Origin of the sequence: Plesiocystis pacifica SIR-1, from assembly GCF_000170895.1 — a bacterium.
Classification (GTDB): Bacteria; Myxococcota_A; Polyangia; order Nannocystales; family Nannocystaceae; genus Plesiocystis; species Plesiocystis pacifica.
Genome location: NZ_ABCS01000059.1, coordinates 1 through 13,198 on the forward strand (window position 1 = coordinate 1; position 13,198 = coordinate 13,198).

The window sequence follows — 13,198 nt, forward strand, 5'->3', positions numbered from 1 at the left end:
CAGGGACCCCTCCCGCCGAGCGGCCTGCTCGGGGTTCGCAAGTTGAATGCTGGGATCTCGAACGAGTTGCGCCTGGCTCCCTGACGCCCGCCGCAGGGGTCGAGCCACCGCCCAAGGTCTTCACAGCAGTGGTTGGAGAACCCCGCCGCATGCAGCACGGGCTCTTGGAACCCCAAAAAGCGGGACCCCAAAATTAGTTTGGCGGAGATGAGGACCAATCCCTCATCCCCGCCAACGGGGCCCTCGATGGCCGCAGCCTCAGGGAGCCTTGGGCGGCGGCGCGGTCGTCGTCGTCGTCGTCGTCGTCGGCAGCGGGCTGGCCTCGACGGCGTTGGCGGCCTCGGCCTCGCGGATGCGGGCGAGCTCGGCCTTGGCGGCGGGGCGCAGGGTGGTCCAGGCGAAGTCGTGGATGTCGAGGAGGTCCAAGGGCGCGTGGCCGAGGGACTCGAGCTCGGCGTAGACGGCCTTGGCGACGTCGAGGTAGCGCTGGTAGCCGGTCTCGTCCGGGCGCTTGGGCGGGTTGAAGCGGGCCCGGATGATCTTGCCCTGGGTCGAGAGGACGCTGGGGCGCACGCACATGTGGTGCTTGGGCGCCAGCAGGGCGAGGGGGGCGGACACGACCTGCCACGAGGTCGCGGGGCCGCGGGAGCTGACCAGGGCGGCCTGGAAGGGGCGGACCGTGGCCTCGTGGGGGTGCTTGGCCATCGAGGTGAGGATGGTCGTCAGCTCCTGGGTGGGCCGGGTCTTCTTGAGGTTGTTGAGCTGGGCGCTCGGGACCAGGTCCGTGCCCTGGAGCACCTTGATCAGGCGATCGAGGGCCTCTTGGTGGTTGCCGGCGGCGTTGAACTTGGCGAGATCGTCGGGGTTGAGGAGGTCTCGGGCCTCGGTGATCGCGGCGTTGCGGTGACGCTTGAGCCGGCGGCCAGTGCCGCGGTGCTTCTTTTGCCAGGCCTCGCCCGTGAACCCGCCGGGGTACTCCTCGAGCAGGAGCAGCAGCTGGTGGCCGACGGTGGGCAGGATCTCTTTGTGCTTGGTGGTGGCCGCACGGACCTCGGCGCGGAGCCGGGTGGCCGAGCCGTCGCCGGGGGCGACGGTCGGGACCATCAGCTCGTAGTAGCCCTTCTTGAACACGCGAACTTCGCCGTCGGCGAAGCGAAAGGCACGCTTCTCGTCGCGCTCCCACAGGAACACGGCGACGCCCCACCTCTCGCGTTTGGTGTGGCGGTATAGCGTATCCAGGTCGATTTCATTCTCGTCGACGTCCATGGGCTCTCTTTGCGCTGGGGGCAGACTTTGGTGTCGGGAGCGAATCGTGGGGGAGGCCGGGTGCTCGCGACGATGGACGACGCTCGACATCAACGCGGAGGTGCCGGCGAGGGCACGTTTTCGGATGATGAGCGCCGCCAAAAGCGGCTTTGGTGAAGCGCAAATATAAACTTCGTTCGTCAGTCTGGCAAGCGCGCCTCGCGGCGTAGGCGCAGAGGCCCTGGCACCACACAGAGGTCCAGGAGGCGAGATCTCACCTCCCGGGTGCATCCGAGCTTTGGCGCTAAGCTCCAGCCATGAACGCGCCTCGGGTCCGGTTCTACTTCGACTTCTCCTGCCCCTACGCCTACGTGGCGTCGACCCTGGTCGAGGCCATGGCGGAGCGCGCGGGGGCCGAGCTCGACGTGCGGCCAATCCTGCTCGGAGGCGTGTTCCGGGCCCGTTCGACACCCCAGAATCTGTCCGAGGTGCTCCCGCCCGCGAAGGCCCGTCACAACTTCGCGGACATGCAGCGCCAGGCCGCGCTGGCGGGTGTGCCCTTGCGCATGCCGAGCGGGCACCCCTTGCGCACGGTCGAGGCTCTGCGCGCTCTGCTCGTGGTCGGCGAGCCCTACCTGAAGCTCGCGCGTCATTTTTTTCACGCCTACTGGGCCGAGGGCGAGGCGATCAGCGAGGAGGCCGTGCTGCGCAGGGTGCTCGCCGCCGCCGGGCACGAGCCGGACCCGATCCTCGCCAAGATCGCCACGCCGGAGGTCAAGGCCGAGCTGCGCGCGCGGACCGACGAGGCGATCGAGGCCGGGGTGTTCGGGGTCCCGACCTTCGTCGTCGAGGACGGGAAGCCCAACGGGCTGTACTGGGGGGTCGACCGCATGGCGATGGTCGAGGCGCGGCTGCGCGAGGCGAGCGGGGTCGGGGCGCCCGAGGAGGCGCAGGTCGATCCGCAGGCGCCCGCTCGGGGCGTGGACATCTTCTTCGACTACTCGAGCCCCTTCGCCTACCTGGGCTGCCACCTCGCCGAGGTGCGCCTGGGTGACGCGGCGCGCTGGCGGCCCATGCTGCTCGGCGCGGTGTTCAAGTCCGTCGGCACCGTCAACGTGCCCCTGTTCACCTTCCACGAGACCAAGCGCCGCCACGCCTCCCTCGATCTTCAGCGCCAGGCCGCGGCCATGGGCGCGCCCTACCAATTCCCGACCCGCTTCCCCATGAACACGGTGCTCGCCCTGCGCATGACCCTGGCGGCCGACCGCGACGCGCAGATCCTCGATCACGCCGAGGGCCGCCGCTTTGTCCACGCGATCTTCCGGGCCTACTGGGCCGAGGACCGGGACATCTCCGACCCCGAGGTGCTCGCGGGCATCGCCGACGACTGCGGCCTCGACGGGGCCGCGCTGGTGGCCGCGGCGACGCACCAACCAATCAAGGACGCCCTGCGCGAGTCCACGGGCGCGGCCATCGACGCCGGCGTGTTTGGGGCGCCGAGCTTCGTCGTCGACACGCCCGCGGGCCCCGAGCTGTTTTGGGGCGCCGACCGCCTCGAGCTCGCCGAGCGCGTGGCTCGGGGCGACGACAGCCTCGCGGTCATGGGCGGAGGCCAAGGATGAGCGGGCACGGGGCGGGCACGGCCCGGGCGCGCCGCACGACCTGCGCGATCGTGGGCGGGGTCGTGGCCCTCGGCACGCCCGAGTCGACTCAGCCGCAGCCCTGGCGCGAGGCCCTCGAGGCCCTGCCCGGGCCCTTCGAGGCGATCACCTCCGCTTACTCCTGAGCGGGCCCGCTGGCGAAGAACTCGAGGCTCCGGGCCAGGGCGAGGGCCGAGGCGACGGGCTCGAAGGCGCCGCGGTGGTCGCAGTTGAAGCCGTGGCCGGCGTCGTACTCGTGGATCTCGATGCGCGGGTATCGAGCGCCGATCTCGTGGACCTTCTCGATGGGAAAGGAGGCGTCGTCCTTGCCGACGTGCATCATCAGGGGGACGCGCGGCCCCTCGTCGACGTAGTTGACGATGCGGCTGCCGTAGTAGCTGACCGCCCGATCGATGCCCTCCATGCGCGCGGCGGCCAGCCACACCACCGCGCCGCCCCAGCAGTAGCCGACGACGTCGAGGGGCCCGTCGGCGAGGCCCGGCTGCGCTCGGAGGTGGCTCGCGGCCGCGTCGAGGTCTGCGAGCACGCCGCTGAGCTCGAGCTTGCCGACGAGCTCGCGCCCGCGGGTCACGTCGGCCTTGTCGTAGCCGAGCTCGAGGCCGGACTCGATGCGGTCGAAGAAGGCCGGCGCGATGGCGGTGTAGCCGGCCGCGGCGAAGCGAGCCGTGACGGCCTGGATGTGCCGGTTGACGCCGAAGATCTCCTGCACGACGACGACTCCGCCCTTGGGATCCCCGAGGGGATCGACCCGGAGCGCCTCGAACTCGTGCCCATCACTCGCGCGCAGCTTGACCTTGCCCATACCGCTCAGCGTGGGTCTACGATCGCCCACTTGGACCCAGGATGTCCAGGGGAGATGGCGCCCGAGCGACGCCTGGCTCAGCGCGGGCGCTGGATGCCGAGGGCGCGCATGCGCGAGGCGAGGGTGTTCGGGTTGAGCTCCAGCAGCTCAGCGGCGCCGCCCGGCCCCGACACCTTCCAGCGACACTGCCGCAATGCCGCGAGGATGTTCTCGCGCACCCGCGCTTGCATCTGGGCGTCGCTGAGGATCTCTTTGCTGTCGCCCTGCGCGGGGGCGCGCTCGAGCACGGGCGAGGGCTCTGCCGGTGCGCCGAGCTCGAAGTGCAGGCGATCGCCAGACGCGAGGATCATCGCTCGCTCGATCACGTTTTGTAGCTCGCGGACGTTGCCGGGCCAGTCGTAGGCCTGGAGCTGCTGGAGGTCCCGCTGGCGCAGGCGCGGGGCGGCGCTTCGCATGCGTCGCTGGCCCTGCTCGATGAAGTGCGCGGCGAGGGCTGGGATGTCGCGCTTGCGCTCGCGCAGGGGCGGGACGCGGATCGGGAACACCGACAGGCGGTAGTAGAGGTCCTCGCGGAAGCGGCCGGCGCGGACCTCCGCGAGCAGGTCGCGGTTGGTCGCCGCGATCACCCGCACGTCGACCTCGCGGACGTGATCCTCGCCCACGCGGGAGTACTCCCCCGCTTGCAGCACGCGCAGCAGCTTGCCCTGGAGGGCCAGGGGGATCTCGCCGATCTCGTCGAGGAAGAGCGTGCCCCCGTCGGCGACTCGGAAGCGGCCGGCTCGCTCCCGCGCGGCCCCGGTGAAGGCTCCCTTGGCGTGGCCGAAGAACTCGCTCTCGAACAGCTGGTGGGGGATCGAGGCGCAGTTGACCCGGACGAGGGCGCGCTCGCTGCGGGGGCTGCGTTGGTGGATGGCGCAGGCGACGAGCTCCTTGCCCGTGCCCGACTCGCCGGCGATCAGCACGCTCGCGTCCGTCGCCGCGACCAGCTCGAGCTGGCGCAAGACCTGGCGGATCGCCGGGCTGTCGCCGACGATCCCCGAGCGCGACTGGGTCTGGGCCAGGTGCTCGCGCAGGTAGTCGCGCTCGAGCTCGAGGCGCTGGCGCAGCTCGTCGAGCTCGGCGAGGGTCCGGGCGTTGGCCAGCGCGACCGCGGCATGATCCGCGAAGGTCCGCAGCCAGCCAAAGCCCTCCTCGTCGATGGGCGTCCGACTGAACACGCCGAGCAGCCCGAGCTGCTCGTCTCGAAAGATCAGCGGCTGCCCGGCGAAGCTGCGCAGCCCCTCGCGCGCGGCCCAGTCGCGGTCGACGAGCCAGTCCCGCTGGCCCTCGATGGCCAGGAGCTCGGGGGCGCCGGTCTGGCCGATGCGCCCGATCTTGCGGACGCCGAGGGGGAAGCGACGGAAGCGACCGGTGAGCGTGGACCAGTCGGCGTCGGGGTCGACGCGAGAACAGCCCGCGCTGGCGACGAGGTGCATGCAGGTCTCGCGGTCGCGGCACTCGTGGCGCAGGCGGCAGTCCGAGCAGATGTCTCCGGGCCCGCGCAGCCAGATCCGCGCGAGGGCGACGCCCGGCTGCTTGGACAGCTGCGAGACGATGCTCTGGAGGACCTCGGCAGGGGGGCGGACCTGCGCGACGTCGAGGCTGATCTGCTGGAGGGCGCGGAAGTCCACCTTCGTTAGATTTAGCAACTCATCGTTGGATCAAACGAATTCATGAAATCCAACGACCTTGAAATATGGCCAAGCCACTGAAATCACTTTGTTTTCTGGGTTTTCTGGGTGGGCCTGGCCTTGCTCTGTCTCCCAGGCATGAGCGCCTCGTTCTCTCTCACGCCTCCATTCACCGAGGCCATCGCCCTCCAAAAAGTCCGCCTGGCCGAGGACGCGTGGAACTCCCGCGACGTCCAGCGGGTGACCCTCGCCTACTCCCCCGACAGCCGCTGGCGCAACCGCAGCGAGTTCTTCCGCGGCCGCGAAGCCATCGCGGAATTTCTGACGCGCAAGTGGTCCCAAGAGCTCGACTACCGGCTCATCAAGGAGCTGTGGGCCTACGGCCCGTCGCGCATCGCGGTGCGCTTCGCCTACGAGTGGCGCGACGCGAAGGGGCAGTGGTTCCGGGCCCACGGCAACGAGAACTGGGCCTTCGACGACGAGGGCCTGATGCGCTGGCGCCAGGCCAGCATCAACGACGTCCCGATCGCCGAGCACGAGCGGCGTTTCGACTGGCCCGCGCCCGGGCGCCGGCCCGACGGGCACCCCGGCTTGAGCGAGCTCGGGCTCTGATCGCTGACTCTGACCTCTGACCTCCTCCGCACCCAAGAAAGCACGACCATGACCACCCACGAGACCCCATCGACCTTCGTCACCCTGACCACCCGCGAAGACCTCGGCCTGCCCCGCCCGGGCGTGACCCTCGACCCGGCGCGCACGGCCATCGTCATCATCGACCCTCAAAACGACTTCCTGAGCCCCGACGGCGTGGCCTGGGGCGTGGTCGGAGCGAGCGTCACCGAGAACCGGACCGTCGAGAACATCGAGGCGCTGTTCGAGGTCGGCCAGCGCCTGCAGGTGCCGGTGTTCGTGTCGCCGCACTACTACTACGCCCACGATCACCAGTGGCTCATCGAGGGCGCGCTCGAGAAGCTGATGCACGACATCCAGATGTTCGACCGCAAGGGCGCCCTGAGCCTCGAGGGCTTCGAGGGCTCGGGCGCGGACTGGCTCGAGCGCTACGAGCCCTTCATCGCCGGCGACAACGTCGTGGTCACGACCCCGCACAAGGTCTACGGCCCGGAGACCAACGACCTGGTCTTGCAGCTGCGCAAGCGCGGGATCACGACGGTCTTGCTCGGGGGCATGTCGGCCAACCTGTGCACGGAGTCCCACATGCGCGAGCTGATCGAGCAGGGCTTCGAGGTGGGCGTCGTCGCCGACGCGACGGCGGGCGCTCGGACCCCGGCGGGTGATGCCTACGCCGCCGCGCTCACCAACTTCCACTACATCGCCAGCGCGGTGGTCAGTACCGAAGAGGCCGTCGCCGGCCTCGAGCGAGCCTTCGCCCGCTGAGCCAGTGGAGACCCAAAAGAGCCCCGAGCGTCTTTCGAGGCTCGGGGCTCTTTTAGGGGCTCAGCGGCCTCGTCAGTCCCAGGACTTGCAGACCTTGCCGTCGTCCTTGCCGAGCCAGTCGATGGTGTCCTTCGCGGCCTTGATCCACTCTTGCGAGGAGCCCAGGTCGCTGTAGGCCACGGCCTCGTAGAGCTGCACCGCGTAGCCGCAGTCGCCGAGCCCGACGTAGGACGAGCCGGCCCAGTAGTAGACGTAGGGCAGCCAGTCGTGGTCCGAGTGGTGGTCGGCGAACTCGGCGAAGTAGAGCAGCGAGTCCCAGTAGTTGTCGAGCTGGTGCTCGGCGACGCCCATGAAGTACAGGGCGTAGGGGACGTCGGGGCTGGTCGGGTTTTGGGCCTTCCAGGCGGCGAACTCGGCCTTGGCCTCGGCGTACTTGCCCGCGCCGAACAGGTCGTAGGCGGCGTCGAACAGATCGCTCGGATCCTGGTCGGGCTCACCCCCGCCGGCCGAGTCCTTGCCGCCGGGCAGCAGGCGCAGCTCGAACACGTCCATCTCCGTGGCCTCGTAGGCGGCGGGCGCCAGGTCGAGGTCGCGGGTCTTCCAGTGCTCCCAGCTCTGGCCCGAAGCCGTCGCCCACAGCCGGACCTTCTTGGCCTGGAGCATGAAGGGCTCGTGGGTGGGGTCGTCGAGGTTGAGGGACTGGCCGTTGGCGAGGCTGTAGCCCGCGGACTTGGAGCTGCCGGGGGCGCCGGGCAGCCACTGCCACTTGCCGTCGCGCTTGGTGTACCACTGGACCGCGAGCTCGACCTTCTTGCCGGTCTCGTTGGTGACCCGGAGGTTGCGCTCGGCGTGGGACAGGACCTTGGGGCCCTCGTCGGTGTTGCTGTTGGCCTTGGCGTCGGACTCGACCAGGGCCCAGGTCGAGTAGGCGCCGATGCTGTTCGACCCGTAGTCGATCCACATGTAGCCGCTCTCGCCCCAGTTGGAGCCCCACGAGTTGCGCATCAGCCAGGCGTTGCGCGAGTCGTCCCAGCCGACCAGGGTCACGGCGTGGTTGACCTGGGCGCTGGAGCGCTCGTCGAAGGTGCCGCCGCTGTAGGCGATGAAGGCCGGGGTCGCGGCGACGGCCGAGGTCAGCGCGCCGTACTTGCAGATGCTGGCCTTGATGTCCTCGACGCCGGGCTGGACCTTGTAGGGGTCGACCCAGCCCCAGGCCTCGACCTCGTAGGGGGTCGAGCCGCCGTTTTGACACGAGCTGGCGCTGCCCTTGTAGGGCACGGCCGCCTCGGTCTCGAGGCCGTCCTTGCCCCCGGACAGCCAGTCGTAGATCGGCGTGTACCAGCCGCCGTAGCAGGTGCCGCCGTCGGAGCAGCTCAGCGCGTGCTGCTCCGAGAGGTCCGAGCGCCCGCCGTTGACGATCGCGTTGCTGGCCTCGATGGTCGAGACCGCGGCGAAGGCCCAGCAGCTCCCGCACGCGCCCTGGTTGCGGATCGCACCCAGCTCGCTTTGCCAGGTGAAGGCCTCGGCGCTCGGCGAGCAGATGTCGGCGAAGTTGTTGCCCACGGACGCCGGCGTGTCCGAGTTGCTCGAGCTGCCCACGGGGGCCCCGAGCCCGCCCGGCAGGCCGCCCTTGTCCTTCTCGGCCATGCGCTTGGGCTTGGTCAGGGTCCGGGACAGGCTGCGGACCATGAGGTCGCGGCCCTGGGTGGCCTTGCGGGCCCGGCTGTTTTGCTTGGCCGCGTCGCGCAGGGGCTTGGCCGGGAGCGAGAGCCCGGCGAGCTCGCCCACGGGCCGGGCCATGGCGTCGGTGTAGCTGACCTCGAAGCTGTACTGCTTCTTGGCGATGTCCTTGCGCAGCTGCTTGAGGTCCTTCTTGGCCCGGCGCGGCGCCTTCTTCTCCCGCGTCGAGTAGGTCGTCGCCAGCGCCTTGGCCTTCTTGCTCGACGCCCGCGCCGGCTTGCCCTTGGGCCGGCTGAGCTTGCGCGCGGGCTTGGTGCCCGGCTTGGGTCGGAAGGTCTTGCTCACCGCCGGGGGCTTGCCCGCCTTCAGCGGCGCCCGCTTGGGTTTGGACTGCTTCGACTTGGACTTCGACGGCGGCGCCTTGGCCTTGGTCTTGGTCTTGGTCGTGGCGCGGGGAGAGGTGCTGGTCTTGGTCTTGGATTTCTGGCGCGGGGGCGCGAAAACGAGACCCAGACTCAAGGCGATGAGGGCGGCGTGCGAGGTCCAGGGGGCGGGCATGCGAGAAACTCTACTGGGCGCAGAGACGGAGCCGGAGATGAATTTGTTCGTTTCGAGGTGGGCTCGCGGCGAGATGGAGAAGCAGTTTGTGACTCGGTCGATCGCTCGGCCGATGACTCGACCGATGGGTGGGGTGGAGTTCACCCCGAGCGCAGGCTCGAAGGCGCCCGGGACAGCCCTTGGTCTGTGCTTGGACCCTGGGGGATCCTTGGGGTAGCGTGGGAGCGAAGACGACCATGGACATGCCCAACTCTCCTCGCCGTGTGTCGACCGTGTTCTCGTGTTTCCTCGGCCTGGCCGTCGCGGGCCTCGGCGCGAGCCCGGCCGCGGCGGCGCCGCCTGATCCCGGGGCGCCTCCGACCCTCGGCGGCGACGGTGGCTCCAGCGCGGGCGCTCCCGGCATGGGTCCGGAGGAGCAGGTCTGTCAGGGCAAGAGCATCGGAGCGCCGTGCGCCATGCCCAACGATCAGCCGGGCACCTGCGGCGAGGGTTTGTGCAGCCGCCTCGACTACTCCGGCGGCTCGCCACCCAAGGCCACCGAGGAAGCGTGCGTGGTTTGCAAGCCCTCGAGCGGCCCGGGCAAGCCGCCGATCCTCGGTGGCGACGGCGGGGGCGGGGCTGAAGGCGATTCGAAGGCGGGCGAGGGCGGGTCCAAAACCGAGGACAAGCCGCCGGAGTCCGCGAGCCGCTGCACGATCAGCGACGACGCGAACTCGACAAACACTGTGAGCCTCGCCCTGTTTGTCCTCGGCCTCGCATGCCTTCGTCGCCGTCGACGAACGAAGGCGTGAGTCGCCTCGCGTCATCGATGTCGTGGCCGGCTCCAGGTGAGCCATCTGCGCGTGGTTTGCGGCAGTTTCTGCGTCGCGGACTCGCGAAACGCCATGCTAAGTAGCTCTTTCAGGCGATGAACTCCGTGTTCACCGCCATAAAGGCGCTTGCATGCTCTCTCTACTCGCCAAGGCCGAGTACCCGAAAGCACCCCTCGATCTGCAGCTGCAGGTCGGGTGGCTGGTGTTTTTGGTGTTCGTGTTGATCGTGTTTTGGATCTGGACGCGCGCCGAGTCTTTCCGGCGCGCGTTTTTTGCTCGGGAGGATCCGCGGGTGCTCGCGATCTGGCGGATCGGCCTGGGCATCATGACCATCCAGAACTTCTGGAACCTCTTGAGCCACTCCAGGATGCTGTGGACCGACGAGGGCATGTTCACGGACGCGGAGGTCCGCCAGCGCCTCGGACGCACCGCCTTGTCGGGGTGGACGGAGGTCGACGGCTTCCTCGATGGCTGGGCGATCCTCAAATTCTTTTGGGGCAAGAACTCGCTGCTGTTCATTCACAGCAGCCCGGACTTCGTGTGGGGCTACCTCGCCGTGCTGTTCGTGGCCCTGGCCCTGTTCACCGTGGGCTTTCGGACCCGGATCACGGCGGTCGTCATCTTCTTGATGATCAACGGGATCTACAACCGCAACGGGGTCTATCTCGAGGGCCACGACACGGTCTATCGCTGCATCTGGTTGATGACCCTGGTCGCGCGCACCGACGCGGCCTGGAGCGTCGACAACTGGCTGCGGCGGCGTCGGGAGCAAAAGCTGCGCGACGGCGGGGGCGTGGGCTACGACTGGCGCCACTTCCTCGACCGCGCCGGGCACTGGCTGTGGGCCGGGGCCTGGGGCGTCGCCTTTTGCCTGATCGTCGAGTTCACCATGGTCCACGTGATCCTGGTGACCCTCGCGGGCGTGCTCGTCTCGGGCGTCGTCGGCGTGTTCGAGGCGAAAGGACGCGGCGCGCTCCATGACGCCGGCAAGCTGAAGCTGCCCGAGCCCAAGCGCTACCAGCTCGTGCCCCGGTGGCCGCGCTACGTGATCATCGCCCAGCTGACGTGCATCTACTCGGCCACGGGCATGTGGAAGATCGGCAAGGTGTGGAAGGCGGGCGACGCCCTCTACTACGCCCTGAACATGGACCACTTCTATCGTTTCGAGGTGTTCACCCAGTGGGTGAGCTTCTACTTCGCAACGAACATGTTCAAGGTGATGAGCTTCGTGACCCTGTGGTGGGAGAAGCTGTTCTTCTTGATGTTCCTGGGCCTGGTCCTCAAGTGGGGCCTCGACCACAAAGACGACCCCTGGTACCAGGCGCAGGACTCGGTGCTGTGGCGCAGGTGGGCGGGTCGGCTGGCGCTGATCGGCTCTTACTTCGCCATGTACCGCGTCGCGGTCATCGCGGTCCCGTGGTGCCTGCCGCTGCTCAAGAACAAGAACCCCACGCCGCCGGAGGCTGCGCTGCAGAACGTGCACATCCTGTTCGGCGGGGTCTTGCCCGTGGCGATCATCGTGTGGCTCGTGCTCGGGCGGTGGCCGGTCCGGCTACCCAACCCGCGGCGCTTGCTGCTGTGGCTGCGCGAGCGCAAGCCGAAGGACGCCAAGAAGGGCGAGGGCAAGGACGGCAAGCAGGCCGCGACCAACGAGGGCGAGGCCAAGAAGAAGGCGGACGCCCCCGAGCTCGAGCCCTTCCTGATCGATCAGCGCTTCGTCCGCAACTGGCTGTTCGGCCGACGCATCTGGCTGAGCCTCGGCCTGATCTTCCACGGGATCCTGTTCGTGTTCATGAACATCGGCATGTTCCCGCTGATCATGATGTGGATCTACGTGGTCTGCTTCGAGTCGAAGACCTACCTGAAGATCTTCCGGTGGACCGCCGAGCTCCTGCGCAAGTGGCGGGTCACGGCGTGGATGGTGCCCGAGCGCCTCGACGAGTACATCGCCGAGGACGACAGCGTGCTCGAGAGCTCGGCCGACGCCGTCGCCCGCGATCCTGCGGGTCCTTGGTACCAAGATCCCCACCGCCTGCTGCTCGGGCCGCTCAAGCTGTTCTCCAAGGACGCGGCGAGCTTCCTCGAGTCCTCGCGGGAGCGGGGCGGCCGGATCCCCGACCTGCTGGTCCTCGCGCTGTGCGGCGGCCTGGCGCTGCTCGTCGGCCTGCGCGGCCTCGAGGCCCGGACCGAGGCTGACGTGGCCGCGGCCAAGGCCGACCCGGACGCGGACGTCGACGCGGCGGCCGCAGCCCGAGACGCGCGCAAGGCCGAGTCCGAGGCGCGGAGCAAACGCATCGAGCGCATCGGCGACGCGTCGTGGTGGTGGGTCTACGCGGTGTTCGGCTTCGCGGCCGTCGCCCACTTCCGCCGCCGCGGGCCCTTCGATCGCCAGTTCAGCGAGGAGGAGCTCGCCGCCAGGGCCAAGGCCGAGGGCAAGGCCAAGGCCAAGGTCGAGGGCGAAGCCGAGGAGGCCGTCGAGCCCGTCGAGATCGCCACGCCGCCCCTGGTCGCCGGCACGCTCATGCGCACGGCCATCCTCGGCCTGACGATCTGGCACGTCACCGCGGTCGGGGCCCTGTTCATCCCCAAGTACTCGGTCACCCAGGCCTGGCGCGGGGAGGTGACCAAGGTCTACGGCAACTGGGTCCGCGGCCTGAACATCAGCCAGAGCTGGAAGATGTTCTCGCCCAACCCGCCGCGCTCGAACACCTTCATGCGCACCGTGGTCAAGGACCAAGACGGCGAGCTGTACATGGTCGGCACCGACCACTACACCGACCGGCCCTACGTGTTTTGGTACAACGACCGCAGCCGCAAGATGCACCGGCGCATGGTCGGCAAGAGCAAGTGGTATCTGAAGTACTGGTCCCAGTACCACTGCCGCGAGTGGGCCTTCGACCACGACGGCCAGCTGCCCCTGGAGGTCCAGGTCTTGAAGCTCAAGACCCCGATCCCCAAGCCGGAGGCCCTCGCCAAGATCGGCGAGCCCTCAGACCCGCGCAAGCGCAAGCTCAAGCGCAACGTGGTCAACACCTACAAGTGCAAGGACAGCAACATCGAGCCGTGGATGAAGCAACGCCGCGGCTGGGAGCTGACGGAGGCGGACGAGCGCCGCCTCGAGTCGGCCGAGCGCAAGGCCGAGCGCTCGGCTGAGACGACCCGGCGCAGCTGGGATGCCCGCACCGACTTTGGCGGTGAGCCCCGCCCCGGTATCGAGGGCAAGGTCGACGCCGACCCGCAAAAGGGCAAGGGCAAGGGCAAGGGCAAGGCCGAGGAAGACGAGGGCGGGGAGGACGGCGAGGACACGCCGGCCAAAAAGCCCGTCAACCGCCGGCCTCCGGTCCCGACTCGCAATCGCTGAGGTTTCGATTCCAT

The 13,198-nt window shown here is 68.9% G+C and carries 10 protein-coding genes; 6 read left to right on the forward strand and 4 right to left on the reverse strand.

Translation table 11 applies throughout. The features are described 5' to 3' along the window. Positions 1 to 258: 258 nt before the first annotated feature. Positions 259 to 1,191, reverse strand: coding sequence for a hypothetical protein (locus PPSIR1_RS25620; protein ID WP_157595976.1), 933 nt, complete (start codon positions 1,189 to 1,191; stop codon positions 259 to 261). Positions 1,192 to 1,562: 371 nt separating this feature from the next. Here PPSIR1_RS25620 and PPSIR1_RS43810 point away from each other — a divergent pair, with 371 nt between their 5' ends. Together PPSIR1_RS43810 and PPSIR1_RS48260 are read left to right on the forward strand one after the other, a co-directional pair. Then, positions 1,563 to 2,867 (forward strand): 2-hydroxychromene-2-carboxylate isomerase, encoded by a 1,305-nt coding sequence (locus tag PPSIR1_RS43810; protein WP_006974093.1) that lies wholly within the window; start codon positions 1,563 to 1,565, stop codon positions 2,865 to 2,867. Beyond that, on the forward strand, positions 2,864 to 3,031 hold the full coding sequence (locus PPSIR1_RS48260; RefSeq protein WP_006974094.1) for a hypothetical protein: 168 nt from the start codon (positions 2,864 to 2,866) through the stop codon (positions 3,029 to 3,031). The genes PPSIR1_RS43810 and PPSIR1_RS48260 overlap by 4 nt, the downstream gene beginning before the upstream one ends. Here PPSIR1_RS48260 and PPSIR1_RS25630 read toward each other — a convergent pair. Then, the gene (locus PPSIR1_RS25630) at positions 3,022 to 3,738 is read right to left on the reverse strand and encodes a dienelactone hydrolase family protein (protein ID WP_157595977.1); all 717 of its coding nucleotides are present in this window, start codon (positions 3,736 to 3,738) and stop codon (positions 3,022 to 3,024) included. The genes PPSIR1_RS48260 and PPSIR1_RS25630 overlap by 10 nt on opposite strands. Before the next feature lie 47 nt (positions 3,739 to 3,785). Next, positions 3,786 to 5,378 carry a sigma-54-dependent Fis family transcriptional regulator gene (locus tag PPSIR1_RS25635; RefSeq protein ID WP_006974096.1) on the reverse strand — a complete coding sequence of 531 codons (1,593 nt, stop codon included), beginning with the start codon at positions 5,376 to 5,378 and terminating at the stop codon, positions 3,786 to 3,788. A gap of 138 nt (positions 5,379 to 5,516) precedes the next feature. Here PPSIR1_RS25635 and PPSIR1_RS25640 point away from each other — a divergent pair, with 138 nt between their 5' ends. Both PPSIR1_RS25640 and PPSIR1_RS25645 read left to right on the forward strand, forming a co-directional pair. Further along, positions 5,517 to 5,990: a nuclear transport factor 2 family protein gene (locus tag PPSIR1_RS25640; protein WP_006974097.1), complete on the forward strand. Its 474-nt coding sequence runs from the start codon at positions 5,517 to 5,519 to the stop codon at positions 5,988 to 5,990. Between the two features lie 48 nt (positions 5,991 to 6,038). Next, positions 6,039 to 6,773: a cysteine hydrolase family protein gene (locus PPSIR1_RS25645; protein ID WP_006974098.1), complete on the forward strand. Its 735-nt coding sequence runs from the start codon at positions 6,039 to 6,041 to the stop codon at positions 6,771 to 6,773. Between the two features lie 72 nt (positions 6,774 to 6,845). Here the strand turns inward: PPSIR1_RS25645 and PPSIR1_RS25650 are convergent, their stop codons facing one another. Continuing rightward, positions 6,846 to 9,011 (reverse strand): C1 family peptidase, encoded by a 2,166-nt coding sequence (locus PPSIR1_RS25650; RefSeq protein WP_157595978.1) that lies wholly within the window; start codon positions 9,009 to 9,011, stop codon positions 6,846 to 6,848. A gap of 242 nt (positions 9,012 to 9,253) precedes the next feature. Between PPSIR1_RS25650 and PPSIR1_RS25660 the strand changes: the two genes are divergently transcribed. Both PPSIR1_RS25660 and PPSIR1_RS25665 read left to right on the forward strand, forming a co-directional pair. Continuing rightward, the gene (locus PPSIR1_RS25660) at positions 9,254 to 9,802 is read left to right on the forward strand and encodes a hypothetical protein (RefSeq protein ID WP_157595979.1); all 549 of its coding nucleotides are present in this window, start codon (positions 9,254 to 9,256) and stop codon (positions 9,800 to 9,802) included. A 151-nt stretch (positions 9,803 to 9,953) separates the two neighbouring features. Then, positions 9,954 to 13,184, forward strand: coding sequence for a hypothetical protein (locus PPSIR1_RS25665; RefSeq protein WP_157595980.1), 3,231 nt, complete (start codon positions 9,954 to 9,956; stop codon positions 13,182 to 13,184). Positions 13,185 to 13,198: the final 14 nt, after the last annotated feature.

Bases quoted from the DNA above. Each gene is read 5' to 3' on its own strand.
- PPSIR1_RS43810 (WP_006974093.1), top strand. From the start codon at position 1,563: ATGAACGCGCCTCGGGTCCGGTTCTACTTCGACTTCTCCTGCCCCTAC.
- PPSIR1_RS48260 (WP_006974094.1), top strand. From the start codon at position 2,864: ATGAGCGGGCACGGGGCGGGCACGGCCCGGGCGCGCCGCACGACCTGC.
- PPSIR1_RS25640 (WP_006974097.1), top strand. From the start codon at position 5,517: ATGAGCGCCTCGTTCTCTCTCACGCCTCCATTCACCGAGGCCATCGCC.
- PPSIR1_RS25645 (WP_006974098.1), top strand. From the start codon at position 6,039: ATGACCACCCACGAGACCCCATCGACCTTCGTCACCCTGACCACCCGC.
- PPSIR1_RS25650 (WP_157595978.1), bottom strand. From the start codon at position 9,011: ATGCCCGCCCCCTGGACCTCGCACGCCGCCCTCATCGCCTTGAGTCTG.
- PPSIR1_RS25660 (WP_157595979.1), top strand. From the start codon at position 9,254: ATGCCCAACTCTCCTCGCCGTGTGTCGACCGTGTTCTCGTGTTTCCTC.
- PPSIR1_RS25665 (WP_157595980.1), top strand. From the start codon at position 9,954: ATGCTCTCTCTACTCGCCAAGGCCGAGTACCCGAAAGCACCCCTCGAT.